The organism is Sulfurimonas xiamenensis, from assembly GCF_009258045.1.
GTDB lineage: Bacteria > Campylobacterota > Campylobacteria > Campylobacterales > Sulfurimonadaceae > Sulfurimonas > Sulfurimonas xiamenensis.
Window position 1 is genome coordinate 1,834,728 of the sequence record NZ_CP041166.1, and the last position, 26,934, is coordinate 1,861,661.

Annotated in this window: 18 protein-coding genes, 1 tRNA gene and 3 rRNA genes; 6 read left to right on the forward strand and 16 right to left on the reverse strand. The window is 37.0% G+C overall.

Annotated features, from left to right (window positions below; genetic code table 11):
- Window positions 1–57: 57 nt before the first annotated feature.
- Together FJR47_RS09315 and ccoG are read right to left on the reverse strand one after the other, a co-directional pair.
- Complete coding sequence (locus tag FJR47_RS09315) at window positions 58–3,588, reverse strand: DUF748 domain-containing protein (RefSeq protein WP_152300168.1); 3,531 nt, start codon at window positions 3,586–3,588, stop codon at window positions 58–60.
- A gap of 57 nt (window positions 3,589–3,645) precedes the next feature.
- Entirely contained in the window at window positions 3,646–5,079 is a 1,434-nt protein-coding gene (gene ccoG, locus FJR47_RS09320; protein WP_152300169.1) for a cytochrome c oxidase accessory protein CcoG, read from the reverse strand.
- Between the two features lie 155 nt (window positions 5,080–5,234).
- On the opposite strand from ccoG, the gene metH reads away from it, so the two are divergent.
- Together metH and FJR47_RS09330 are read left to right on the forward strand one after the other, a co-directional pair.
- On the forward strand, window positions 5,235–8,726 hold the full coding sequence (gene metH / locus FJR47_RS09325; protein ID WP_152300170.1) for a methionine synthase: 3,492 nt from the start codon (window positions 5,235–5,237) through the stop codon (window positions 8,724–8,726).
- A gap of 104 nt (window positions 8,727–8,830) precedes the next feature.
- Entirely contained in the window at window positions 8,831–9,409 is a 579-nt protein-coding gene (locus FJR47_RS09330) for a YceI family protein (protein WP_152300171.1), read from the forward strand.
- Window positions 9,410–9,445: 36 nt separating this feature from the next.
- Here the strand turns inward: FJR47_RS09330 and FJR47_RS09335 are convergent, their stop codons facing one another.
- From FJR47_RS09335 to glmM, 7 genes are all read right to left on the reverse strand, one after another.
- Window positions 9,446–10,960 (reverse strand): YifB family Mg chelatase-like AAA ATPase, encoded by a 1,515-nt coding sequence (locus FJR47_RS09335; protein WP_188093770.1) that lies wholly within the window; start codon window positions 10,958–10,960, stop codon window positions 9,446–9,448.
- A gap of 81 nt (window positions 10,961–11,041) precedes the next feature.
- Window positions 11,042–11,569, reverse strand: coding sequence for a peptide deformylase (def, locus tag FJR47_RS09340; protein WP_152300173.1), 528 nt, complete (start codon window positions 11,567–11,569; stop codon window positions 11,042–11,044).
- A 15-nt stretch (window positions 11,570–11,584) separates the two neighbouring features.
- Complete coding sequence (locus FJR47_RS09345; RefSeq protein WP_152300174.1) at window positions 11,585–12,628, reverse strand: diguanylate cyclase domain-containing protein; 1,044 nt, start codon at window positions 12,626–12,628, stop codon at window positions 11,585–11,587.
- An 18-nt stretch (window positions 12,629–12,646) separates the two neighbouring features.
- On the reverse strand, window positions 12,647–13,237 hold the full coding sequence (clpP, locus tag FJR47_RS09350) for an ATP-dependent Clp endopeptidase proteolytic subunit ClpP (RefSeq protein ID WP_152300175.1): 591 nt from the start codon (window positions 13,235–13,237) through the stop codon (window positions 12,647–12,649).
- Window positions 13,238–13,242: 5 nt separating this feature from the next.
- Window positions 13,243–14,544 carry a trigger factor gene (tig, locus tag FJR47_RS09355; RefSeq protein ID WP_152300176.1) on the reverse strand — a complete coding sequence of 434 codons (1,302 nt, stop codon included), beginning with the start codon at window positions 14,542–14,544 and terminating at the stop codon, window positions 13,243–13,245.
- Window positions 14,545–14,622: 78 nt separating this feature from the next.
- Window positions 14,623–15,078 (reverse strand): signal peptidase II, encoded by a 456-nt coding sequence (gene lspA, locus FJR47_RS09360; protein ID WP_152300177.1) that lies wholly within the window; start codon window positions 15,076–15,078, stop codon window positions 14,623–14,625.
- Window positions 15,071–16,411 carry a phosphoglucosamine mutase gene (gene glmM, locus FJR47_RS09365; protein ID WP_152300178.1) on the reverse strand — a complete coding sequence of 447 codons (1,341 nt, stop codon included), beginning with the start codon at window positions 16,409–16,411 and terminating at the stop codon, window positions 15,071–15,073. The genes lspA and glmM overlap by 8 nt, the downstream gene beginning before the upstream one ends.
- A gap of 145 nt (window positions 16,412–16,556) precedes the next feature.
- Here glmM and rpsT point away from each other — a divergent pair, with 145 nt between their 5' ends.
- Together rpsT and prfA are read left to right on the forward strand one after the other, a co-directional pair.
- Window positions 16,557–16,817 (forward strand): 30S ribosomal protein S20, encoded by a 261-nt coding sequence (rpsT, locus tag FJR47_RS09370; protein ID WP_152300179.1) that lies wholly within the window; start codon window positions 16,557–16,559, stop codon window positions 16,815–16,817.
- Between the two features lie 14 nt (window positions 16,818–16,831).
- A complete protein-coding gene (gene prfA, locus FJR47_RS09375) occupies window positions 16,832–17,899 on the forward strand; it encodes a peptide chain release factor 1 (RefSeq protein WP_152300180.1) in 1,068 nt (355 codons plus the stop codon).
- Window positions 17,900–17,927: 28 nt separating this feature from the next.
- Here prfA and dapF read toward each other — a convergent pair whose 3' ends face one another.
- The 3 genes from dapF to FJR47_RS09390 are packed head-to-tail and all read right to left on the reverse strand — an operon-like array spanning window position 17,928 to window position 19,836.
- Window positions 17,928–18,692, reverse strand: coding sequence for a diaminopimelate epimerase (gene dapF / locus FJR47_RS09380; RefSeq protein WP_152300181.1), 765 nt, complete (start codon window positions 18,690–18,692; stop codon window positions 17,928–17,930).
- Window positions 18,689–19,291: a dephospho-CoA kinase gene (gene coaE / locus FJR47_RS09385; RefSeq protein WP_152300182.1), complete on the reverse strand. Its 603-nt coding sequence runs from the start codon at window positions 19,289–19,291 to the stop codon at window positions 18,689–18,691. Before coaE ends, dapF begins: the two co-directional genes overlap by 4 nt.
- Entirely contained in the window at window positions 19,291–19,836 is a 546-nt protein-coding gene (locus tag FJR47_RS09390; protein ID WP_152300183.1) for a class I SAM-dependent methyltransferase, read from the reverse strand. Before FJR47_RS09390 ends, coaE begins: the two co-directional genes overlap by 1 nt.
- Window positions 19,837–19,988: 152 nt before the next feature.
- Here FJR47_RS09390 and FJR47_RS09395 point away from each other — a divergent pair, with 152 nt between their 5' ends.
- Window positions 19,989–20,171 (forward strand): YgaP family membrane protein, encoded by a 183-nt coding sequence (locus tag FJR47_RS09395; RefSeq protein WP_152300184.1) that lies wholly within the window; start codon window positions 19,989–19,991, stop codon window positions 20,169–20,171.
- Window positions 20,172–20,231: 60 nt separating this feature from the next.
- A complete protein-coding gene (purM, locus tag FJR47_RS09400; protein WP_152300185.1) occupies window positions 20,232–21,227 on the forward strand; it encodes a phosphoribosylformylglycinamidine cyclo-ligase in 996 nt (331 codons plus the stop codon).
- Window positions 21,228–21,363: 136 nt separating this feature from the next.
- On the opposite strand, the gene rrf is transcribed toward purM, so the two are convergent.
- The 4 genes from rrf to FJR47_RS09420 all read right to left on the reverse strand — a co-directional run bounded on the left by rrf (window position 21,364) and on the right by FJR47_RS09420 (window position 26,866).
- Window positions 21,364–21,479 (reverse strand): 5S ribosomal RNA (gene rrf / locus FJR47_RS09405).
- A gap of 205 nt (window positions 21,480–21,684) precedes the next feature.
- A 23S ribosomal RNA gene (locus tag FJR47_RS09410) occupies window positions 21,685–24,684 on the reverse strand.
- A gap of 313 nt (window positions 24,685–24,997) precedes the next feature.
- A tRNA-Ile gene (locus FJR47_RS09415) sits at window positions 24,998–25,074 on the reverse strand.
- Window positions 25,075–25,346: 272 nt separating this feature from the next.
- Window positions 25,347–26,866, reverse strand: a 16S ribosomal RNA gene (locus FJR47_RS09420).
- Together the 16S, 23S and 5S rRNA genes with 1 tRNA gene alongside form the textbook arrangement of a ribosomal RNA operon.
- Window positions 26,867–26,934 lie beyond the last annotated feature (68 nt).

Consider the following 26,934-nt stretch of genomic DNA (forward strand, 5'->3'; position numbering starts at 1 on the left):
CAATCCCCTTTATCTTAACTAATATAAAAGAAAATTATATCAAAATTACTTTAAATTCTATTTTACTCCAAGTTCAAGCTCTATGCTCACAACACTACTTTGTGAATTACTGACCTCTTTAACTTCTCTTAAAAATATTTTTTTTGCTTCAATATTTTTTTTAATTACTAAATAGTTTTGAATATATTTTGCCCTTAAACTTGCTAAGTTTTTCAACTCATCCATAGTAACATTTTGAATTTCTAAACATTTGGCATATAGCTCTTTTTGATATTCATCAGCCGACATCTCGCTTTTAGTTCTCTTTTTAAGCTCATCTTTTAAAGCTTTTATATCCCTGCCTGATTGTGTGTATATTTTTTCTAGAACTTTAATTGTCGGTTGATTCTGTTTGTTTGTCTTTGCTATTTCTTGTTTGAGTTTTTTAGACTTAATTGCTTTAAAATCTTTTGCTTTATCATAACTGCCTGCAATCAAAATATTAAGTTTTGGTTTTTTCAACAATATATTTGCAATATTATCAAGTTTGTTTATTTGAGAATTTATAACAATAATTTCACCAGCTTCAAAATCTATATTTTTTAATTCTTCTCCATTAATGCCCATAACTTCACCCAAAAATTTAAAAGGCGATGTAACAGCTTTTACTATAAGATTTGCTAAGGTTTTAACTACCAAAGACCCATACTTAAAATCTGGCTTATCTATATTTCCCTCAATCGGCAACTTTATATCAATAACGCCGTTTTTATCTTCAAGAAGTGCAATAGCAAAACCAAGCGGCAGTTTTTTAATGTTCTTATCCTTTATAGTGTCTCCGAGTTCAATGCTTTTTATCACAATATTGTTTCTACTGCTAAGCTCAGAGTTATTTATTTGATATTTTAAATCAAGAAAAAGTTTACCTTTATCTATTTTATATCCTGCAAATTGTGCACTATAACCGCTTATGGAGTTAAGATTTAAATTTTTAAAATTAAAAGCTATATCTAAAAACGACTTTATATTTGAACTATCAAAACTTCCTTTTAACTCTGTTGAAGCATATGTATCCACTGCCCCATCTATCTCTATTTTTGTTTCTTCGCCTTTATTGTTTGAAATAGCATAAATATCCCCGTTTAAATCATGTATAGATGTTTTAAAATCAACAGGAAGTGAATAATCTGCAAAATCAGCCCTTCCATTTGTAACCCTGAACTTTGATAATTTAAATATAAATTTTTCATTATCTTCGCTTTTTGTTTTAGTTGTTTGCTTCTGTGTTTCTTGGTTTTTTGACTCTTTTTGTTTTACAAGTTTCGCAAGATTCATGCTTTTGTTTTTATCTATAACTGCATCAAGATAAAAAGAGTCAAGAAGTGCCTCATCAATAAATAAAGAGTTTGGAGCAGTTTTAAAATGAAACGACTTTAAATCAGCTTTTAAAAAAGATGCTATTTTACTATTGTCCCTGCTGTCATGTAAAAAAAACTTCTCCACTTTTACATCTGCGTCAACTTTTGCATCTTTTTTTGCACTCTCCTGCTTAAAAACTGTTTTGCCGTTTAAGCTTAAATAACCATCATTGATTTTTAAAAATGTATTCTCTTGAAGATAGGGATTAAACTCTTTAAGCGATATTTTACTTACTTCAAACATACCCTTTTGCTCCAGTGGAGTATGCATTATATCCCCGCTAGATTTTACAACTCCCTGATTATTTACTTTCAGTGCCAAATCATATTTCAGCCAGCTGTTTTCTTTAGAGTCTATATTTTTTGCATGCAGATTGATTTTATCAAGCGTTGTTTTTGCACTCTTTTGGATAGCAATATCATCAAAACTAACTTTTGCAGCATTAATATCAAAAGATTCTACCTTTACTCTGTATCCCTCTTCATTTTTATTACTCTCTTTTTCAGTACTGCTTGAAGGACTCTGTTTTGGCTCTATAAGTTTTTCAAAATTCATAACTCCGTTTTTATCTCTTTTAGCATATATGCCAAGGGCATTAAGCGCAATATTTTCTATCGCTACATTTTTTGTTTTTGTATCTAAATTGACACCTTTTATATCAAGACTGCTAAAATTTACCAATTTTTCATTTTTATCTTTTTTATTTAAAACAAAATTATTAAGAGAAAAATTAGAATCATTTACAAAAACATACAACTCTGAATTTTCATCTTTTAAAGTGGCATTAACATCAAAATAGGTCACAGCGTCTTTTAAAACAATATTATAAGTCTTTAACTCTTTTGAAGCAATTTGGTCTATGTATGGATTGTAGTGAACAAAATCAAAATCTTTACATTGAATGTATGTATTTATTTCTAGCTCTTTATGTTTGACATCTCCTCTTAAATCACATGCAAATTTATCATTTATAAGAAAATTTATATCATATAAAAATGGCTTTTCGCCAGATAAAGTAACATTATTTAGAGCAATATTCAATTCATTTAATTTTGTATGAACAGAAGGTATAACGCTGCTATCTTCTAAATCAACTCCTATTTTTTTAAGAGTAATATTTTTTGCAAAAACATTCCATAAAACAGGGTTGCCCTCTTGCTTTTTGTCTTGCTTTTTTTCCGGTATTTCTTGCTGATTTTTTAAATATCCTACCCAGTCAACATCGCCATTTTTATCTCTTTTTACTGTTGCTGTTAATGAGTACAAATCAATATTTGGTATATACACATACTGTATCATTGGTTTTATTACAGCATTATCTATATGAAGTAACTCAAGATTTAAGATATCCTTATATTCATCTTTTGGTTTTACCCTTAAATTATTTAAACTAAAATAGACCTCATCTATCTTTGTAGCATTTAAATCATCTATATTTAAGGAATATTTTGCACTTAAAAACATAGTTCCATCAGCCACTTCAATACCGATTTTATCCTGTATATATTTCCAATTTGTATAAAGTTTAATCATATCAAACTTAAAATTTCCCTCAAGTTTTAAAGGCTTTAAACTTACTATATTACTTCTAAAATCTATCTCTCCTCCGTCACTTAAAACAGTATAAAATCTAAGTGTCGCATCACTGGAACTAAAATCTTTTGTATCTATATTAACCAATTTTATATTTATAGGATTTAACGCCAATTCAAATTTTGAACTATTTGTAAAATCCTCATACTCTAAATTTCCATCCTCAACTCGTATACTTCCAACAATAACTCTAGGAAGTTTTACAGGCTCTTTTACTTCTGCATCTTTATTACTATTCTCTTTTATTATTTTGCTAAAGTTAAATGTTTTATCGCTGTTATAAACAGCAAAAATTTGAGGTTTGTAAAGTATGATACTTTTTACATGCAAAGCTGCTTTAAAAAGAGAATGCGGTTCTAAATCTACTGCCAGCATATCTAGCGATGCTATCTTCTCGCCATCAAAAGTTTTAAGAGAAATACCGCTAATCTCGATTATAAAATTAAATGGATTAAAGTATATATCCTCTATAGAGAGCTTGGATTTTGTCTCTGATGCTACAATATTTTCAATTTGAGGCTTTACAACATATGGCAGAACTATAAAACCTAAAAAACTATATAGCACAAAAATGGAGAGTAAAATTTTTTTAAACATCGATAGACCTTTAAAACGCAACTTTTAAAGTCTACCGAATTATCTTTTAAATGTAAATTATTTTTTATCCTCTATAACATCGGCTCTTGGGTAGGTAAAAGTAGAGTCTCTAAAAACTACTATCTCATCTTCATGACCAAGAGCATATGCTCGAATCGTAATAGGAACGATAGTATCATGTCTTGCATCATCAGCAAGTTTGTCATATGTTCTTAAAACTACAATTTTTTTCTTTTTAACTCCGGGAACAACATAAAAAGGCTCTTTTGGTTTAAGTATCTCTAGCCCTCCTTTTATATCCTTTGGCAGAATAACCTCAAAGTAGTATTTCATCTTCTCATTTTGTGTATTTTGAAGTAAGAACTCATAAGCGTTATCAACAATTACTCTTCCATCAGAAGATGTACTGATAGAGTAGAGTCGATTCTCTTTATTTATATTTAAAAGCATATTCTCTTTTTTGCTCCCCATTATAACCATGCCTACAGCTAGACCAACAAGCAAAGCGACATAAGCAAGAACTTTGGGGCGGAAGTATTGTGTTTTTCCTTTTTTCTCTATTGTCTCATAATTACTCGACCATGTAACAAGTGATGGCTTGCCGAGTTTTCCCATAACAACAGTACAAGCATCCACACACTCCAAACAGTTGATACACTCTAACTGCAATCCTTTTCTTATATCAATATGGGTGGGGCATACGGTTACACAACTCTCACATGCGGTGCACTCTGCATGAGGTTCAAATGCTTGAAGATCTTTTTGTTTTGTAAATATTTTCTCTTTGGCTTCATTATAAATATGTCCGCCTCTATTTGTATTATAAAGAGCCATAACAGTATGTTCATCATATAAAACAGATTGAATCCTTGAATATGGACAGACATAAATACAGTAATCTTCTTGTAAAAAAACTATATCATAAATAAGAAAAAGTGCTGATATCAGAAGTGTTCCGACCAAAATCATATGATCAGAAGGATTTGCCAAATAACTAAAAAAATCTTCAGGAGGAACAAAATACCAGAGTAAATTAGCACTCGCAAGCAATGAAAGAGCAGTCCAAATTAAAATTGCTATAACTTTTTTTATTTTATTTTCAGTAAGACTCATATCAGGTTCTTGCTGTTTGTTTTTTATTCGTTTTCTAAGTTTTAAAAGTTTTGTTTCTATCAAATCACGATAAATTACGCGAAATATCGTTTGAGGACAGATCCATCCGCAAAAAACACGCCCGCCCAGAACAGTCATGCCAAAAATACCTAAAAAAAGGATCATAAGTAAAAATGGCATAAGATATAACTCTTGCATATCAAACTGAACAAACGCAAGATGCAGTTGTAATTTATCAAAACTTAGTAAAAAAAAGTGACTCTCATCTATCTTTATCCATGGTAATATTAAAGAAACCACTGTTAAAAAAATAAAAAAATAGTATCGCTTTATTCTCCATGGGGTTGGCAGCTTTATATTGGTTTTCTTTTCACTCATATCCACTCCTTGACATTTTTCTGCCAACATTATAGCAAATTATTTTTAAAATTATATGTAATAATAATAATTATAACTAATTGAACAATTTTTAAAAGTGTCGTTTATGCTCAATTTTGATAAAATTTAGCCAATTTATATATTATGGCGATAACATGACAACAAAAGAGTATATCTTAAAAACTATAAAAAATAGGCCTCTTATCATTGACGGGGCGATGGGTACACAGCTTCAACAGCGTGATGAAAAGATCCCAAAAGAGTCTTGGGAGGGCAACGAAGGGTGCAACGAACTTCTAAATGTCACATGCCCTGAAGTTTTGAGCGAAATTTTTCACGCCTATCTAACAGCGGGCGCAGACCTTATCACGACAAACACCTTCGGTTCATTTTCATGGGTTTTGGATGAGTACGGTATCGGAAATCGAGCCTATGAGCTCACCCGTGCCGGTGCGGAGCTTGTCAAAAAAGAGTGTGCAAAGTTCAGTACTCCCAAGCACCCGAGATTTGTTCTGGGCTCTATCGGACCGGGCACAAAACTCCCATCACTAGGACATATTACTTATGATGAGATGTACGAGGGGTATACAGAGTTTTGTCTGGCTTTGATTGACGGCGGAGTAGATGTTTTCTTGCTTGAGACCTGCCAAGACCCGCTTCAGATAAAAGCCGCTCTTCATGCGTGCCAAGAGGCATGCAGACAAAGAGAGGTGGAGATCCCGATCATGGTCTCGGTTACCATTGAGTTAAGCGGGACGATGCTGATAGGAACTGACGCCGCTACAATTGCAACCATACTAGAGCCTTTTGACATTATCTCGCTTGGATTTAACTGTGGTACAGGGCCTGAACAGGTAGAAAAACATATTAAGACGCTAAGCGAACTGTGGCATAAACCCATAAGCGTTCACGCAAATGCAGGACTTCCTCAAAACCGTGGAGGGTACACATACTACCCGATGGGTCCCGATGAGTTTGCAGACAAGCAGGAGAAGTTCTTAAGCTACGACGGTGTCAGTTTTTTAGGCGGCTGCTGCGGAACGACACCTCAACACATCCGCGCCCTTGTGAACAGAGTCTCAAGCATAACACCAAAAGAGCCCTCTGGGGCTCAAGAGAATGCTCTTGCTTCACTCTTTAACACTGTTTCGCTTACACAAGAGTCATCTGTGCTGCTTGTCGGCGAGAGAAGCAATGCAACGGGTTCCAAAGCATTTAGAGAACTTCTTTTGGCAGAGGATTATGAAGGCACACTTAGTGTTGCGCAGCAGCAAGTAAGAGTCGGCGCGCATGTTTTAGATGTAAGTGTAGGGTTTGCTGGGCGTGATGAAACAAAAGATATGAACCGCGTAATGAGCCTTTATGCTCAAAAGATAGCACTTCCTCTTATGCCGGACTCCACGCAGACGGCAGCACTTGAAGAAGCTCTAAAGCTTATAGGAGGAAAACCTATCATTAACTCCGTAAATCTTGAAGACGGCATAGAGAAGTTTGATGCGGTCTGTTCTTTGGCTAAAAAATTTGGTGCCGCGCTTGTTTGTCTTACCATTGATGAGCAGGGAATGGCAAAAACGGTTGAGCGTAAGCTTGAAGTCGCAGAGCGCATCTATGAGCTTGCCACCAAAAAGCACGGCATAAGAGCCGAAAATCTGGTATTTGACCTCCTAACATTTACACTTGGAAGCGGTGACGAAGAGTATGTGAATGCCGGGATAAACACAATCGAAGCGATACGCGAGCTGCGTAAAAGGCACCCTGAAGTCGGAGCAATTTTAGGACTCTCAAACATCTCCTTCGGACTTGACAAAGATGCGCGTCCATACCTCAACTCTATGTTTTTGCACCACTGCATCGAGGCAGGGCTTACAAGCGTTATTATAAATGTACAACACATTATTCCGATTAACAAGATCTCAAAAGAGGATCAGGAGATTTGTGACAACCTTATCTTTAACCGCAAGCCCAACTCTGCGGCTCTTTTTGAATTTATAGAACACTTCAGCACAAAAGAGGCGGTTGACAATCAGGCAGTTGATGAGACATATCTTGCTATGAGCGATGAGGAGAAGATCGCTAAGCTTCTTATGGACGGCGATAAAGAGAGGATGATTCCGCTTGTTGAAGAGGTACGCCATAAGATCGCACCCGAAAAAATCGTAAACGAGATACTCATTAACGCTATGAAAGTGGTAGGAGAGCTCTTTGGCTCGGGGCAAATGCAGCTGCCGTTTGTTCTTCAGAGTGCCGAGACTATGAAGAAAACGGTCGATTATCTCAATCCATACCTGCCAAAAATTGACAAAAAAGTAGACACGACGCTAATCCTAGGAACGGTTAAAGGCGATGTTCACGATGTAGGTAAAAATCTTGTCGATATCATCCTCTCAAACAACGGTTATAAAGTCATAAACTTAGGGATAAAAGTAGAACTTGACGATTTTGTTAAAACCCTTAAAGAGTCAAATGCCGATGCTATCGGGATGAGCGGTCTTTTGGTCAAATCGACACAGGTGATGAAAGAGAATCTTGAAGCGCTCCAGAGAGAAGGGATAAAGATCCCTGTCCTGCTTGGCGGTGCCGCACTTACCCGCTCTTTCATAGATGATTTTTGCCGCCCTTTCTATGACGGTCCAATCTTTTACTGCAAAGATGCGTTTGACGGCGTAACCTCCATGAGCCGCATCGAGGCTGGAAATTTTGATACCGACCTGCACGGCAAAGAGAGCGAAGAGAAGGTCGTAAAGGTCAAAGAGGAGATAGTTATTCCCCCGTTTGAGAAGCTGAAGATGCCTTCTCGAGATGTTGAAGTGCCTACTCCGCCGTTTTGGGGCAGAAGAGAGCTAAAACTTGCTCCTCATCAAATTGAAATGGCATTTGAGTGGATCAACCATAAGCTTCTTTTTAAATCTCGCTGGGGTTACAGCTCAAAAGGAATGACAAAAGAGGCATACCAAAAACAGCTTAATGAGATTGTTTGGCCAGCATATGAGAAACTTAAAAAAAGATTTATTGAAGAGAAGCTTTTTGAACCAACCATTCTTTACGGATACTGGCCATGCAGAAGCGATGACAACACCCTTTTAATTTTTGACTCAAGCGAAGGATATAACTCAGAAGATGAGATAAATCATGAACCGTTAGATAAAGTAATAGGCAGAGCGATAGAGGAGTTCACTTTTCCTAGACAATCCAAAGAACCTCATCGTGCGCTAAGTGATTTTTTTCACAGAGACAGACATGATGTTGTAGCATTTACATGTGTAAGCGCGGGATCAAAACTAAGCGAAATCGAACGAGAAATTTATGATAAAGGAAGCTATACAGAATATTATCAGTTTCATGGACTTGGAGTTGAGCTTGCAGAAGCATTGGCAGAGATAGCTCATAAACAAATACGGCTAGATTTAAATATATCTAAAGGTGAGGGAAACAAACTAAGCGATGTGCAGATGAACAGATACCAGGGTTCTAGATACTCATTTGGATATGCTGCATGTCCTGACCTTGAACTAAACCGCCCTCTTTTCAATCTTTTAAAACCTGAAGAGTTCGGAATCGAGCTGAGTGAAACATTTCAAATCCACCCCGAGCAGTCAACATCTGCTTTAGTGGTATATCATCCAAATGCAACATATTATAATGTATAATTTTTTGTTATTTTACTTAAAAAACAATATTAATTGATAAAGTTAATAGCCTCTTAGAGCTATTTAATACTATAATATTTCAAATACAAGAAAAGGATGAAAAGATGAAAAAATTGCAATTACTAATTGTATTATTACTGCTTGGTGCGAGCACACTATTTGGAGGTGTTTATAGTATTGACGCTTCTCATACAAATGTAGGTTTTTCGGTAAAGCATATGATGATAAGCACTGTAAATGGAGAATTTCAAAAGTTTGATGGTAACTTTGAGCTTGATGAAAAAAACAATCTTGTTGCATTAAAAGGTGAGATGGATGTTAACTCTATTAATACAAATATTGCAAAAAGAGATGCACATCTTAAATCAGCTGAGATTTTTAATGCAGAGCAATTTCCAAAAGTAACTTTTATTCTAGATAAAGTAAAAGGCGATAAAGCCTATGGAAAACTTACTATAAAAAATACAACGAAAGATGTTGTTCTTGACTATGATTTTGGAGGAACTATCACAGATCCATGGGGCAAACAAAGAGCAGGATTAAGCCTTAGCGGAGAGATTGACAGAAGAGATTATGATATTACATGGAATCAAGCATTAGAAGCAGGTGGCGTTGTTGTAAGCGAAATTGTAAAATTAAATGTAGAGATACAGGGTATTTTAAAATCTGAAGATGAATTTTAAATTCACCCAATAAGGATAGAGAAATTTCAACTCTCTCTATCCTCTTTTTCTGTAACTTAACGCCTCCAAAATATGGTTTTTATCTATTATATCGCTTCCCTCTAAATCAGCAATAGTAAGTGAAACTTTCTGAATCTTTTTAATACTCCTAAAAGAGAGAGCAAAACGCGTAACAGCTATATCTAAAATCTCTTTTGCCTCAGCATTTAAAATACAATATTTCTCTATTTGAGCATCACTTAATTTTGCATTAAAATGTTCCTGTCCTCTCAGTTTTACTCGTTTATGAACTTCAATAACTTGTTTATGCATCTCTTTTGAACTTATACTCGCCCTGTCATTTACATTAGAGTGCTGCATAACAACACATATATCTATTCTATCCAAAAATGGATCTGAGAGCCTGTTTTTATATCTCTGTATCTCTAATTCACTGCACCTGCACTCTTTTTGATTATTTAAAAGATTACCGCATGGACACGGGTTCATAGCGCTTACAAATAAAAAATCGCTTGGATACTCTACTTTTGCATTTACTCTCGATACTCTTATTTTATTATCCTGCAAAGGCTCACGAAGTGCCTCCAAGACGCTCTTTTGAAAGTGAGGCAGCTCATCAAAAAAAAGCAAACCTCTATGTGCCAGCCCCACTTCACCAATTTTAGCCCTGCTGCTTCCGCCGCCAAATATACTTGCAGTTGTAGATGAGTGATGAGGAGCTCTATAGCTTCTAAGCGGTTTAAAATTAGGTTCTTTTGCTTCAAGCGCATCAAGTTTTGCGATATCTAAAATTTCATCACTGCTAAGTGGAGGCAAAATATAGCGAAGCCTTTGTGCGATCATGCTTTTTCCACAACCCGGACTACCTTCTAAAAGCAAGTTATGAAATCCGGCAGCACTTATCAATGCTGCTCTTTTGGCAACCTCTTGACCCTTTACATCTAAAAAATCTTCAATATAGTTATCATAAAAATAGTACTCTTTATCATTTATTGTATAACTTGGATACTCTATTTTTTTATAAATAATATTTGGCACTGCATTGTTTGGATTTTTTAAAAGTTCTATAGCTTCATTGAGTGTTTTTACTCCATAAAACTCAATTTTTGGTATGTTAGAAAGCTTCTCCAAACTCTCATAAGGAACAACCGCTTTTTTTATAATTTTTTGATTTGCAAGTGAGAGCAGAAGAGGATAAAGCTGTATATTTTCCTTGACAACGCCATCAAGACCGAGTTCTCCAAAAACAAACCACTCACTAAAATCATCCTCAATATAATCAAGTGCGATTAATAGTGCGATACTTAGATCAAACTGGCTTCCCTCTTTCTTAACATCACTTGGAGCAAGGTTTATTGTAATGCGCTTTGGAGGAAATGTAAATTCATTGCTAAGAAGTGCAGATTTAACACGCTCCTTTGCTTCATTTATAGAAGCACTAGCCATCCCAACTACACTAAAAGATGGCAAACCTTTTGTAAGAGTAGATTCAACATGCACAACTTTTGCTTCAATGCCTTCGTATGTAGCACAAGAGACCATCTTCATAATGCCAACCTTTATTAAGTTGGTACTATTTTACTCTTATAATTTTTAAATGTGAAAAAATATGACAATGTGTCATGTGAAATCTTATTTTTTAGAAGGTTTTTTCTCTTTTTGCATTTTTTTATACTCTTTTTCAAATTTTTTTCTGCGAGAATATGAGAGTTTGTCAATAAATAAAATGCCTTTTAAATGATCTATTTCATGCTGAATAGCGATACTAAGCAACCCATCTGCATCTAAAGTTTTTTTATTCCCATATCTATCTTGATAATTAACCGTTACACTCTCATATCTATCTACATCTTCGTAAAAACTGGGAACACTTAAACATCCCTCTTGATAAGTTGTCTCTCCGCTTGTTTTGATAATTGTTGGATTTATCATCTCAATTAAATTATCTATAGATTGTTCATCATTTTCATCAGGAAGATTTAAAAGAAGAGCTTGTTTTGCATATCCAACTTGAATTGCTGCAAGGCCGATACCGTTTGATTTGATCATCATCTCATACATTGCATCAAGCAGTTTGTGCAACTCTTTATCAAACTGTTTAACTATTTCAGATTTCTCTTTTAACTTTCTGTCCGGATACTCTACTATTTTTAACTTCATTTTTTATACTCACTATTAACTATTTCTAAGTAAAACTGCAAAATCTAAATCAGGATTTTCATATACTTTTTTAATTCCGTTCTTTGCACTGGAGATAATCTCTTCTACTGAATTATTTTCAGTAATGTTTGTAATTCCTATAGAAATTTTTAGTTTTATTTCACGATCTGCTAAGAGAAAACTACTATTTGAAACCAAGTCATAAATTCTTTTGCTAGCTTGTTTTGCACCCTCAATATCTGTATGTTTTAAAAGCATTACAAACAGATCATTTTCATAATAAGCAACTATATCATTTCTTTTTGATGTTTTAAAGAGAAGTCGTGCAACTGTTTTTCTTAACAATACAACAGCTTTATCATTGTTTACATCTCCAAGCTCATAAATTGCTTCAGTCATAATAAGAGAACTTTTATATTTGAATTTGCGCACAAGTTCTATCTCTTGCTCTATTTTTGTTATTAAATACCGTTTGTTATAAATACCATATTTATCATGAAATTTTGTATTGCTTTGAATATTTTTTAAAATTTCTATACTATTATTATATACACTTTTTATACTACTACCGCGTTTTTTCAAAATAACAGTTAATTTTGAAATGTCTGATTCTAAAGATAATAAAACACTTTTTGTTTCTTGGATATTTGAACATTCTTCAAGCTCTTGTTTTCTTTTTGTAAGTATTTTTGTCATAAAAAATATATTTTTATATAAATTTGCAGTGGCACTAAGAATATTTTTCATTAACAAAAAACCTTCTTTTAAACTCTGCTCTGCTAAAACACTCTCTTCATCTTTAGTGTTCTCTTCAAACTCAAGTATAGAAATAATATGATCACGAAGAGTTTGACTCTTTTTTTTTAAAAGTTTATCAAAATATATTGAAAAATTATTAGGAGTTGGAGGTATATCATTTTTTATTAAGATTGCTAAAACTTCTTTTGAATATACGCCCAAATCATACTCAGATTCTATTATTATACTGTTTTTTGTTTCTGAATATGTCTCTGGATCTGTAACATTAGAATCTATTTCACTTCTAAATGTTCCTGACACGACAACTCCTTATGTTATCTATTTTTTGTTTTTTTGTACTAAAACTTCGTCAATAATCCCATAGTTTTTACATTCAGCCGCACTCATAAAATTATCTCTATCTGTATCTTTCTCTATTTTTTCGATACTTTGACCGCTATTTTTTGCCAAAATAGTATTTAATTCCTCTTTCATACGAAGAATTTCCTTTGCTTGAATAGCTATATCAGTCGCTTGACCCTGCGCTCCACCCAAGGGCTGATGTATCATTATTCTGGCATGCGGAAGTGCATATCTTTTACCCTTTGTTCCGCTTGAGAGCAAAAATGCTCCCATTGATGCAGCTTGACCAACACAAATAGTAGCTACATCTGGATGGATATAATTCATTGTGTCATATATAGCCATACCGGCGGTTACAACTCCGCCTGGAGAATTTATATAGAAGTAGATATCCTTTTCCGGATCTTCTGCTTCTAGAAAAAGCATCTGCGCTACGATAGAAGAGGCAACTGCATCATTAACCTCTCCGCTTAACATAATGATTCTATCTTTTAAAAGACGAGAATAGATATCATAAGAACGCTCACCGCGCGCTGTTTTTTCAACTACATAAGGAACATAACTCATTTTTACTAAACTTCTTTCATTTTAGAGTTAAGAATTTGTGAAAGTACTTTATCCTCAACCATTGACATTTGAATAGCAGGCAGATAACCAGCTTCTTTATATTTATCATATGCCTCTTTAGGATCTTGCCCCATTTGCATTGCTTCATAATAAACAATCTGCATAACTTCATTTTCGTCAACTTTTATATTTTCAGCAGTTGCTAGTGCATCAATAATAAAAGTAGCTTTTACACTTCTCTCTGCCTCTTCACGGAAACTTTCACGAAGTGCCTCTAATTTGGCCGCGTCTTCACGAAGCTCTTTAATCTCATCTTCGCTCATTGTGCCTGCTTTTTTATTAAGCGCAACATCAATTTCCTGATCAACAACAAACTGCGGCAAATCAAAATTGATATTAGCTACAAATGTCTCTAATAGTGCAGGTTTCAACTCATCATTATATAGTTTTCCAATTGCTTCATTTTCTAATTGAGCTTTTACTTGAGCTTTTAAATTCTCCAAACTTTTATCATCTTGTCCTGCAAGAAGTTTTTCAGCAAATGCATCATCAATTTCGACTTTTTCTTTTTCTTGAATATTATGAAGTGTAACTTTAAACTCAGCATCTTTACCTGCTAATTTGTCAGAACCATAATTTTCAGGGAAAGTGACTTTTACAACTTTCTCTTCGCCAATTTTCATTCCGATTATCTGATCTTCAAAGCCTGGAATAAATTGACCTGAACCAAGCACTAAAGCAAACTCTTTTGCTGCTCCGCCTTCAAAAAGCTCTCCGTCAATTGAACCTTCAAAATCGATAGTTACACTGTCGCCATCTTTTGCTGCTCTTTTTCTCTTTAAATCAACAAATTTTGCTTGAGAGTCAGCAATTTTTTCAATTCTTTCGTCAACCTCTTTATCAGTAATAACAGGCTTGTCAAACTCTTCAACCATTTCAATGTAGTTTTCTAAATTTATTTGTGGTCTCATTGCAACTTTAACAGTTGCTTCAATTTTATCATCGCTTTTGTTAAATTTAGAAATATTTGGTTCACCGATTAAAGCACTCATTGCAACTTCTAGTTCATCAAGCCCTCTGTTTAAGACATCACGCAATGCTTCTGATTCTGCATCTTGAATAAGACGCTCTCCATACTGTTTTTTCACAACAGCTACAGGTACCTTCCCTTTACGAAAACCTTGAACAGATGCAGTTTTTGTTAACTCTTTAGCTATTTTTTCTAACTTTGAGTTAATTGTCTCTTTAGAAATCTCTGCTTCGATTTCAGCATTAGCGCTATTTATCTTATTTACTTTGATTTTCATCAATTTCCTTTATTATTAAGTTTATAACTATATATTTTTAGCAATAATATCCTAAATCTGCTTTTATCTATCTTTAAGTCAGTTTTTACAAAACTTGGGTTTTAAGTTAAGAAACAATATCCAAACAACAGCAACATCTATCATTACATCGGCAAAATTAAAAACTGCAAAATCAAATCCGCAATGCCAATAGACCATATCAACGACACCGCCGTGAATAAAGCGGTCATATATATTTGAAAATGCACCGCCAAGCAACAATCCCGCCGGAAAAGCATAACAAACCTCTCTTAAATAAACAATATAAATTAGTATGCCCAAAATTAACACCAGCTGGATATATTTTAGCCATTCATCTAAAAAAGCGAACATTGAAAATGCCACACCTTTATTATAAACCAAAATCAAATCAATACACTCGCCGTAATACCTCAAACCATCTAAAAAAAGTGACTTAATATTTTGGTCTATTACAAAAATTCCAACCGTTGTAAAAAAAAGTATTGTTATAAGACGAATAATTTTACTATGCATTTAAAGCTTTTTGGAAAAATTGCACCATATTTTGCATATATAAATTCATTTTTTTAGCATCTTTGGATTCTAAAAGCACTCTAAGTTTATTCTCTGTTCCTGAGTATCGTACCAGATGATAAATTTCTTGAGCATCAAGCTCTTTTAACTTTTCATCAAGACCTTCTATATCCTGAAGCGGTTTTTTAACTTTTACATTTATATTTACCAATTTTTGAGGATAAAGTTTAAAAGGCCTAAGAGCGACAGATGCTTTTTGTTTTGTTTTTAACAAGAGAGCAAGTACTTGCAGTGAAGAGACTAAACCATCTCCCGTTTTTGCAAAATCGCTTATAATAACATGACCGCTCTGCTCCCCTCCAAAATTGATCTTCTCTTTTTTCATCAGCTCTAAAACATTTTTATCACCAACATCTGAACGAAATAGTTTCAACCCTTTTTCAGCCATAAAGTCATCTAATCCCTTATTACTCATAACAGTTGAGACAATGCCATCGCCTTTTAAAGTGCCGCTCTCTTTCATATACACTCCAAGAGCACCAAGAAGCTGATCTCCATCTACAACTTCGCCATTTTCATCAACTATTACAACTCTGTCTGCATCACCATCAAGAGCTATTCCTAAATCTGCCCTGTATTTAACCACATTTTCACAAAGTTCTTTCGTATGAAGTGCTCCGCATCCATTGTTTATATTAAAACCGTCAGGAGTGTTATGCAAAACTATAACCTCGGCACCCAACTCTTCTAAAACAGTTGGCCCGACTACATATCCTGCTCCATTTGCAGTATCAAGAACTATGCGTATGTTTTTAAGAGAAAGATCCATTGGAAACGAGTTCTTAAGCTGCACTATATAACGGCCTATAACATCATCAATTCTTTTAGCTTTACCTATATTTTTACCACTAACCTGCGCATCTTGAATCAATTCATTGTTAAAATATATTTTCTCTATCTCTCTTTCAGCATTATTGGAAAGTTTGTCTCCATTACCATCAAAAAATTTAATTCCATTGTCTTCAAAGGAGTTATGAGATGCACTAATCATTATTCCCGCATCACAACGCATATTTTCTGTAATATATGCAATTGCAGGAGTAGGCATTGGCCCAATTTGAATCACATCATATCCAATAGCTGTAAGTCCGCTAACTATTGCATTTTCTATCATATACCCGCTTCTGCGCGTATCTTTTCCAACTAAAATTTTATTGGTTTTAGAGTGTGCCTTAAAATAAATCCCTGCAGCCATTGCCACTCTCATTGCAAGTTCTGCTGTTAAAAAAGTACCGGCTTCACCTCTTACACCATCTGTTCCAAATAATTTCATGCCATTTCCATAATTTTTAAGTGCTGTATTTTAACATATTTAAAGAATAATGTTTAAATTTTTCTCATTTACCTTGGCTTTAACTTAATTTTAATTATATTTAAGCTAACATTCTGCACTAAATTTTTATGAGAAGGACTCATGCATGGCAAATCACAAGTCATCAATTAAGAGAATTCGCCAAACAATCGTTCGTTCTGAGCGTAATCGTTTTTACAGAACTCGTCTTAAAAACATTGTAAAAGATGTTCGTTCTGCAGTAACAGCAGGTAACAAAGAAGAAGCTACATCGGCAATGACAGTAGCAAACAAACAAATTCAAAAATTTGTAAGCAAAGGTGTCTTAAAAAAAGAGACTGCTGCTAGAAAGATTAGTCGTCTACACAGAGCTGTAAACGCACTATAAGGTTAACACTATAAATGTTAGCCGATAAACTTACCCCGTTTATCAATCGTTATGAAGAGCTTGGCGAACTGCTAAGTTCTCCTGACATAACCTCTGATATCAAAAGAATGACCGCTCTCTCAAAAGAACAATCTTCACTTTTACCAATAGTTGAAAAAGCAAGAGAGTACAAGAGTGTACTTGCTGAAATTGCAGATGCAAAAGCTATGCTTGGCGATTCGGATATGTTTGAGATGGCAAAAGAGGAGCTTAAATCACTTGAGCCAAAAATTCCTCAACTTGAAAACGACATAAAACTTCTGCTTCTTCCGAAAGACCCAAATGATGATAGAAATATTATTGTTGAACTTCGCGCTGGAGCAGGCGGTGATGAAGCGGCTATCTTCGTTGGTGATCTTTTTGAAGCATACACCCGCTATGCTGATCTTAAAGGATGGAAGATTGAACTTTTAAGCTCATCTCCATCTGATGCAGGCGGATTTAAAGAGGTAATTGCGCTTATAAAAGGTGATCAGGTTTATAGCAGATTGAAATATGAAGGCGGAACACATCGTGTTCAGCGTGTCCCGGCAACAGAATCACAAGGTCGTGTACATACCTCGGCAATTACTGTTGCGGTTATGCCTGAGGTAGAAGATGTGGAAGTGCAAATAAACGAAAATGATCTTAAAATTGATGTTATGCGATCAAGCGGGTGCGGCGGACAAAGTGTCAACACGACAGACTCTGCCGTTAGGATAACCCACTTGCCGACTGGCTTGGTCGTAACAAACCAAGACCAGAAGTCGCAGCACAAAAACAGAGAAAAAGCGATGAAAGTTTTAAAAGCGAGACTTTATGACCTTGAAATGCAAGAAGCACTTGCAAAAGACAGTGCAAACCGTTCTGCTCAAGTTGGAACGGGAGATAGAAGTGGGCGAATTAGAACATACAACTACCCGCAAAATCGCATCTCTGATCATAGAATCGGCTTAACTCTCTATAGACTAAGTGAAATTATGCACGGCGGACTTCTTGATGAAATAATAGAGCCGCTTATTGCAGACCATCAAGCTAAAATCGTCGAGGCAGCCGGACTCTAAATTATTTAAAAACAGAACCTGTCTGTTTTTAAATTTCTGTTACAAAAATTTTTTTTACTTCACCCTTAAAAGTAATACTTCTCTCATTTACACCGAGATAAAGAGTCTCGCCGCTTTTTGGATAGACCTTGATGTTATTTGACACTAACCCCTCTTTATAAGCAATATAAAAAGATGCCGCCATTCCCGTTCCGCATGCAAAAGTTTCATCCTCCACACCGCGTTCGTATGTTCTCACACGCAGATTTTTGCCATCTACAAAAACTATATTTATATTTGCATTATGTTTTTTTCTTAGCTCTCTTGCCTCTGCTATATCAAAGAATTCTATATCATCGCAAATATGCACAAGATGCGGCACTCCGGTATTTAACTTGAACCATCTTTTGCCGTTATGCTCTATATTTGTCTCTAAGATTTGAGGAGGAGTCAGCTCACTCAAAACCATTCCGCCCTTTGCGTTAGATGCCTCAACCTCTGCATTTATAACTCCAGCAACCGTTAAAAAACTCATTTTACCAGGAGCAAGCTCATTTGCAAATGCGTAGTGAGCGCATGCTCTTGAGCCGTTTCCGCACATCTCTGCTTCACTCCCGTCAGAGTTGTAAAATTGCCATTCAAAATCATAATCATTATCTAATGAACTTTTTGGAATCAAAACAATTAAGCCATCAGCCCCTACTCCCTCTTGTCTATGACAAAGTTTTTTCGCCAGTTCACTTCTGTTCTTTTTTACAAAAGTATGAAAAATCACAAAGTCATTTCCACTTGCGCTATATTTTGAAACTATCATTTTTTCTCCAGATATTTGGCTTTTATCTTCTCAACAAACTCTTCGCACTCACGCTGAAGATGCTTTAAATCTTTTGAGTTGTCTATAACCCAAGTTGCTCTTTTTCTCTTCTCTTCTATATCCATCTGAGATTCTATTCGTCTAAGCGACTCCTCCTTGGAGTAGCCGTTTCTTTTCATAAATCTCTCAAGTTGAATTTTAGGCGGGGCATAAACAACAACACTATCTTTTATATCATATCCGCCATTTTCAAAAAAAAGAGGAATATCTATAAGATATGGAAATTTAAAACTGTCCTGCTTCTTGCTTCTTCGCTCTATCTCAGCTCTTATCTTTGGATGCAAAAACTCTTCTAACTTTTTTTTTGCCTCTTTATCAGAAAAGATCAACTTACCAAGTTTTGCTCGATCTGCTTTTGAATCATTTACAAATTCATCCCCAAAAGTTTTTCTCACCCATTCACTTGAAGCATCTAAAATCTCATGAGATATACTATCTGCATCTATAACCCTCATTCCATTAAGGGCAAGCAGAGATGCAACAGTACTCTTTCCCGTGGCAATCCCTCCTGTAAGTGCTATAGCATAACGAAAAGCCATTAGTTTTTAATAAACCCTAAATACTCTTTGCGAATATAGTTACCCATCGCAAAAGCAGCATAGTGAATATCACTATTGTAATAATTCAATCCGTCAATCATATCTGCTCTTTGAAGATTTATATCTGCAGTCGGATGATACTCTTTCGAACAAAAGAGCACAGTTGAACTATCTCCTATATTATATGGCATAATTATTTTAAAATATTTTGCTAGGATAATCATTAATTTTTTATTTGATTCAACATCATCCAGAGATGGATGAGTAGTTACGAATTGTCCATCATCTTTTAAAACTCGGTTTACTTGAGAAAAAAATATTTCGTCACTAGGCATTTCAGATATTATTACATCGTAACTCTTATTGTCTAAAGCACTTATTTCATTAAGTGAACAGTTGATCACTTTTAAATTAGCTTCACTGTGTCTTGCTGCTTCAGCAGACAACTTCTCTGCATTATCACTTATAATTAAAATATCCTCTGCTTCTTTAGAGGTACAAACAGGCACATGTACCATCATCTCCGCATATATAAAATCTCTCATATTTATAATTCCTAGTTTGTTTTAGTGCGATTTTAGCATATTTGCATTAAAAAGCTTTAAAAAGTTTAAATAATAGATAACTTTAAGTCAATTATTTGTTTGTATAAATATAATAATATCTTAATATTAAAACAATTAAGGATTCAAATTATATGAATTATGACAAAATAAGAAAAAATTGTAGAGTTATCAGAATAATAGTCGGTTTAACTCTAATAGCAGTAGGTTTATTTACGGGTAACGCTTGGTTTTATTTAGGAGTTATTCCCCTTATTGCAGGAATTGTAAATTTCTGCCCGCTTTGCATTATTACTAAAAAATGCTCTATTAAATAAATTAACTCTGGCTTTAACTCTCATTAGATATAATTTCATATTTTAATATTGGAGCCAAAAATGAGCCAAATGAGCTATAAAGATGCCGGTGTTGACATAGATGCCGGCAATAGTTTTGTAGAAAATATCAAACCCTTAGTAAAATCAACAAAAATTCCAGGTGTTCTTGGTGGAATTGGCTCTTTTGCAGGAGCATTTGAACTTCCTAGCGGCTTCAAAGAGCCGGTAATGCTTGCAGCAACTGACGGAGTTGGAACAAAACTAAAACTTGCTATTGACTCAGGTATACATAACACTGTCGGAATTGATTTAGTTGCCATGTGCGCAAACGATCTTATCTGCAATTTCGGTACTCCCTCTTTCTTTTTAGATTACTACGCAACAGGAAAACTTGATGTAGCTACTGCAACAAATGTTGTTGCCGGAATTGCTGAGGGATGTAGAAGAAGTGAGTGTGCGTTAATTGGTGGAGAAACAGCAGAAATGCCGGGTATGTACTCTCATGATGATTATGATTTAGCAGGTTTTGCAGTAGGTGTTGCAGAAAAAAGTGAAATGGATAGAGTTTCTCTTGTAAAAGCAGGACATAAGTTGATAGCACTTCCAAGTTCAGGTTTGCATTCAAACGGATTTTCTTTAGCAAGAAAAGTTCTTTTTGAAAAAATGAATCTAAATTTTAATGATGATTTTGATGGAAAACCACTTATCGAAACCCTCCTAGAACCTACAAAAATATATGTAAAAACATTTAAAGAGCTAAAAAATAAAATTGTTGCTCTTGCCCATATAACCGGGGGAGGAATAGTTGAGAACTTGCCTCGTGTATTACCGGAAAATTTAAGAGCTGAAATAAGAAAAGATGACATAAGAGTTTTACCAATTTTTGAACTAATGTCACAATATGTAGATACAGATGAAATGTATAGAGCATTTAATATGGGTATCGGTATGATTTTGGTTGTCAAAGAAGAAGATGTTGATACTGTTCTTGCTAAATGTGACGGTTATTTAATTGGTGAAATTAAAGAAGGAAAAAGAGAAGCTAAATTAATATAATTTATAAAAATTCTAACTCAAAAAAAGAGTTGGGATTTTACTGCAAAATTATATTATAATAATCAGATTATCACGCTTTACCATTGATTGTATTTTAATAATTTTAATCGATTGTCAATAAAAGAAGAAATGATCAACTAGGCAGCGACCTACATTTCCACACCTGAAAGATGCAGTATTATCAGCGATGAGAGGCTTAGCTTCTGGGTTCGGAATGGGGCCAGGCGTTTCCCTCTCTCTATAGCCACCTAGACAATCACATTTAAATACACTTTATTGTGTGTACTTAAAAATGATTGCTCTTGGTTTAGAGAAGATTTTCATTGTTAAAGTCAACATTTCAGGGTTTAGGGTTTAGATGTTAGGGGTTAGGTAAAACCGCCGACTAATCACTAATCACTAATCACTAAATAACTACTTCAGACACCTATACACTAAGTAAGGTAGTGAACGATATGTAAAAAAGACAAACGTACTATTAGTACTGGTCAGCTAAACAGATTACTCTGCGTACACATCCAGCCTATCAAGCTTGTAGTCTTCAAGCGTACTTCAGGGAGAGTTCATCTTGGAGTTGGCTTCCCGCTTAGATGCTTTCAGCGGTTATCTCATCCATGCGTAGCTACCCAGCGATGCTCTTGGCAGAACAACTGGTGCACCAGTGGCATGTCCAACCCGGTCCTCTCGTACTAGGGTCAGCTCTCCTCAACTCTCCTACGCCCACGGAAGATAGGGACCGAACTGTCTCACGACGTTCTGAACCCAGCTCGCGTACCGCTTTAAATGGCGAACAGCCATACCCTTGGGACCTGCTCCAGCCCCAGGATGCGATGAGCCGACATCGAGGTGCCAAACCTCCCCGTCGATGTGAGCTCTTGGGGGAGATCAGCCTGTTATCCCCGGCGTACCTTTTATCCTTTGAGCGATGGCCCTTCCACACAGAACCACCGGATCACTATGACCGTCTTTCGACTCTGCTCGAGTTGTCTCTCTCACAGTCAGGCTCGTTTATGCCATTATACTCTACGAAGGATTTCCAACCCTTCTGAACGAACCTTTGTAAGCCTCCGTTACTTTTTAGGAGGCGACCGCCCCAGTCAAACTACCCACCAGACATTGTCCTCGCACGAGATAATCGTACCGAGTTAGCTATCAGAATATTCAAGGGTGGTATCTCAAGGATGCCTCATCTACAACTGGCGTCATAGATTCAACGGCTCCCACCTATCCTGCACATGAATATCCCAATAGCAATGTCAAGCTATAGTAAAGGTGCACGGGGTCTTTCCGTCTTTCCGCGGGTAGGAGGAATTTTCACCTCCACTACAATTTCACTGGATCCCTGGTTGAGACAGCTCCCATCTCGTTACGCCATTCATGCAGGTCGGTATTTAACCGACAAGGAATTTCGCTACCTTAGGACCGTTATAGTTACGGCCGCCGTTTACTTGTGCTTCATTTCAAGCCTTCGCGTGAGCTAAGCAATCCATTTAACATTCAAGCACCGGGCAGGCGTCACACCCTATACATCCTCTTACGAGTTAGCAGAGTGCTGTGTTTTTGGTAAACAGTCGGGAGGGACACTTTGCTGCGACCCGTCAATGCTTCATGGAGCAAGTCCATTTACAAATAGGGCACACCTTATACCGAAGATACGGTGCTAGTTTGCAGAGTTCCTTAACCAGGGTTCATCCACGCGCCTTAGAATACTCATCTCTCCCACCTGTGTCGGTTTACGGTACGGGCAACTGCTGTTCTCGTTTAGAGGCTTTTCTCGGCACGACAGTATCATTGATTCAAAGCGCTCTCCGAAGAGATTGCTCTGCCTGTAAGATCTCGGTCTAATGTATCACGGATTTGCCTATGATACAACCTACATCCTTCGACCCACTATTCCATCAGTGAGCTCAATTAACTCTATGCGTCCCCCCATCACTCAAGCGAACAACAGTCGGTATCGGAATATTAACCGATTTGCCATCGTCTACCCCTCTCGGACTCGACTTAGGTCCCGACTAACCCTACGATGACGAGCATCGCGTAGGAAACCTTGGGTTTACGGCGAAGAAGATTCTCACTTCTTTTCTCGCTACTCATGCCTGCATGCTCACTTCCAGCCGCTCCACCACTCCTTGCCGGTATGGCTTCTACGCTGACTGGAACGCTCTCCTACCGCTGTAGTACATCATTAAATCCTAAGTATCTCTCTTATCCCCTGAGGCATTTTAAAACTTCACTCCGTAAAGTTTTAAATATAACTCTTTGAATATCTCTTCTCTGAGAACTTAATGATGTACTACAACCTAGAGCTTCGGTGCTTGTCTTAGCCCCGTTATATTTTCGGCGCAAAATCGCTAGACCAGTGAGCTGTTACGCTTTCTTTAAAGGGTGGCTGCTTCTAAGCCAACCTCCTGGTTGTCACAGCAACTTCACATCCTTTTCCACTTAGACAAGACTTTGGGACCTTAGCTGCTAGTCTGGGTTGTTCCCCTCTTGACGATGGATTTTATCACCCACCGCCTGACTCCCGAGGTTACACATGAAGTATTCGGAGTTTGATAGGGTTTGGTACCGCGGTAAGCAGCCCTAGCCCTGTCAGTGCTCTACCCCTTCATGCTAATGCTCGAGGCTATACCTAAATATATTTCGGAGAGAACCAGCTATCACTGAGTTTGATTGGCCTTTCACCCCTATCCACAAGTCATCCCAAGACTTTTCAACGCCAGCGGGTTCGGTCCTCCACTGGCTCTTACACCAGCTTCAACCTGCTCATGGATAGATCACTCAGTTTCGGGTCTGCAGCATCTGACTAATTCGCCCTATTAAGACTCGCTTTCGCTACGGCTTCTCGTTCGATTAACCTTGCCAGATACCACAACTCGCAGGCTCATTATGCAAAAGGCAGTCCGTCACACTTATATATAATAGTGCTCCGAATGATTGTAAGCCATAGGTTTCAGGTTCTATTTCACTCTGCTCACCGCAGTCCTTTTCACCTTTCCCTCACGGTACTTGTTCGCTATCGGTCTAGTAGTAGTATTTAGGGTTGGAGGGTGGTCCCCCCATATTCAGTCAAGATAACACGTGTCCCGACCTACTCATTCCTTAGTCTAGTACCATACAAATGTTTTCGCTTACGGGAATATCACCCTCTATGTTCACTCTTTCCAAAGTGTTCAGCTAACAAATATATTATCACTAAGTGCCCTAATCCCTTTTCGCTCGCCGCTACTATGGGAATCTCGTTTGATTTCTTTTCCTTCAGGTACTGAGATGTTTCACTTCCCTGAGTTCGCCCCCCGTAGGGTAACATGACTCGCGCCATGCTGGGTCGCCCCATTCAGAAATCCCCGGATCAAAGCTTCTTGGCAGCTCCCCGAGGCTTTTCGCAGCCTAGTACGTCTTTCATCGCCTCTACTAGCCAAGGCATCCACCTATGGCCCTTAATATCTTTTTTATTCTATGTTGCGTTCACTACCTTACTTAATGTAAGACAGTGCCTGTTTAATTGTAGTTATTTAGTTGATATATTTATAATTTGATTCACATAGAAAATACAAAGATCGCTCTTCTTATCTCTAGTTATCTCTTATAACTATATTTTATTGACTTTAACAATGATAATTTAATGAACTTTTGGTATAAAACCAAATATAAATCTTTTCAATTAAAGACTTATATTTGGTTTTTTGAGAAAGTTGTGCTTGATAAGGTTGCGAAGCATACTAAATGTATGTGAGCAAACTTATCAAGTGCAAATTTCCAAAAAATGGTGGGCCTACCAGGACTTGAACCTGGGACCTCACCCTTATCAGGGGTGCACTCTAACCAGCTGAGCTATAGGCCCTTTTGGGGTGCTTTTAGCTTTACTCTTCGTTGGAACCTTTACTTCAATCGTCACATAGTATAACTATGCTCCTCATTCAGCAAAGAACCCGCCTTGATTAAAGCTAAAATCCCTCCCAAACTTATGTTTGAGAGATATTCCCTTAACAATCTAATATTTCAAATGAACACAGATCACTGAAAACTAAGCAAGCAAAAGACTAAAATAACTATTTCTCTTGTGAGATTTTCTTTGTATGAGATAAACAAACGAATGTTTTCTCTTTACTCTAGAAAGGAGGTGATCCAACCGCAGGTTCTCCTACGGTTACCTTGTTACGACTTCACCCCAGTCGCTAATTCCACCGTAAGTGGTAGCCCCCCGAAGGTTAGCTTCCCAATTTCGGGTGAAATCAACTCCCATGGTGTGACGGGCGGTGAGTACAAGACCCGGGAACGTATTCACCGTAGCATTGCTGATCTACGATTACTAGTGATTCCAGCTTCATGGAGTCGAGTTGCAGACTCCAATCCGAACTGAGAGACGCTTTATGAGATTGGCTCCACCTCGCGGTATTGCAACTCTCTGTACGCCCCATTGTAGCACGTGTGTAGCCCTGGCCGTAAGGGCCATGATGACTTGACGTCGTCCTCACCTTCCTCCTCCTTGCGAAGGCAGTCTCCTTAGAGTGCCCAGCTTAACCTGCTGGCAACTAAGGACGAGGGTTGCGCTCGTTGCGGGACTTAACCCAACATCTCACGACACGAGCTGACGACAGCCGTGCAGCACCTGTTTTCAAGCTCCCCGAAGGGCACTACCGTATCTCTACAGTATTCTATCAATGTCAAGGCCAGGTAAGGTTCTTCGCGTATCTTCGAATTAAACCACATGCTCCACCACTTGTGCGGGTCCCCGTCTATTCCTTTGAGTTTTAATCTTGCGACCGTACTCCCCAGGCGGAACACTTAATCTGTTAAGTGCATCACCGCAATGACAAGCATCACGACGACTAGTGTTCATCGTTTAGGGCGTGGACTACCAGGGTATCTAATCCTGTTTGCTCCCCACGCTTTCACGCCTTAGCGTCAGTTATGTTCCAGGAGATCGCCTTCGCTTTAGGTATTCCTAGTGATATCTACGGATTTTACCCCTACACCACTAATTCCATCTCCCCCTCCCATACTCTAGGTTACCAGTTTCAAGTGCAGTTCTACAGTTAAGCTGTAGGATTTCACACCTGACTTGATATCCCGCCTACGCGTCCTTTACGCCCAGTGATTCCGAGTAACGCTTGCACCCTCCGTATTACCGCGGCTGCTGGCACGGAGTTAGCCGGTGCTTATTCATATGCTACCGTCATTTTCTTGACATATAAAAGGAGTTTACACACCGAAATGCGTCATCCTCCACGCGGCGTTGCTGCATCAGAGTTTCCTCCATTGTGCAATATTCCTCACTGCTGCCTCCCGTAGGAGTCTGGTCCGTGTCTCAGTACCAGTGTGGCGGATCATCCTCTCAAACCCGCTACCCGTCATTGTCTTGGTGAGCTCTTACCTCACCAACTAACTGATAGGATATAGTCTGATCTTCAAGCGAAAAAACATTTCCCTTCATACCTTGTGATATGAAGGTGTATCTAGTATTAATCACCGTTTCCAGTGGCTATCCCAGTCTTGAAGGTACATTAACTATATATTACTCACCCGTGCGCCACTCGTCGCCAAAGTGCAAGCACTTTGCGTTACCGTTCGACTTGCATGTGTTAAGCACGCCGCCAGCGTTCACTCTGAGCCAGGATCAAACTCTCCATAATTGAAGTTGTTTAATCTTTGCCCAAGATTATTAAATCATTGGCTTTATGTTGCTATCAGTGCGTGAACA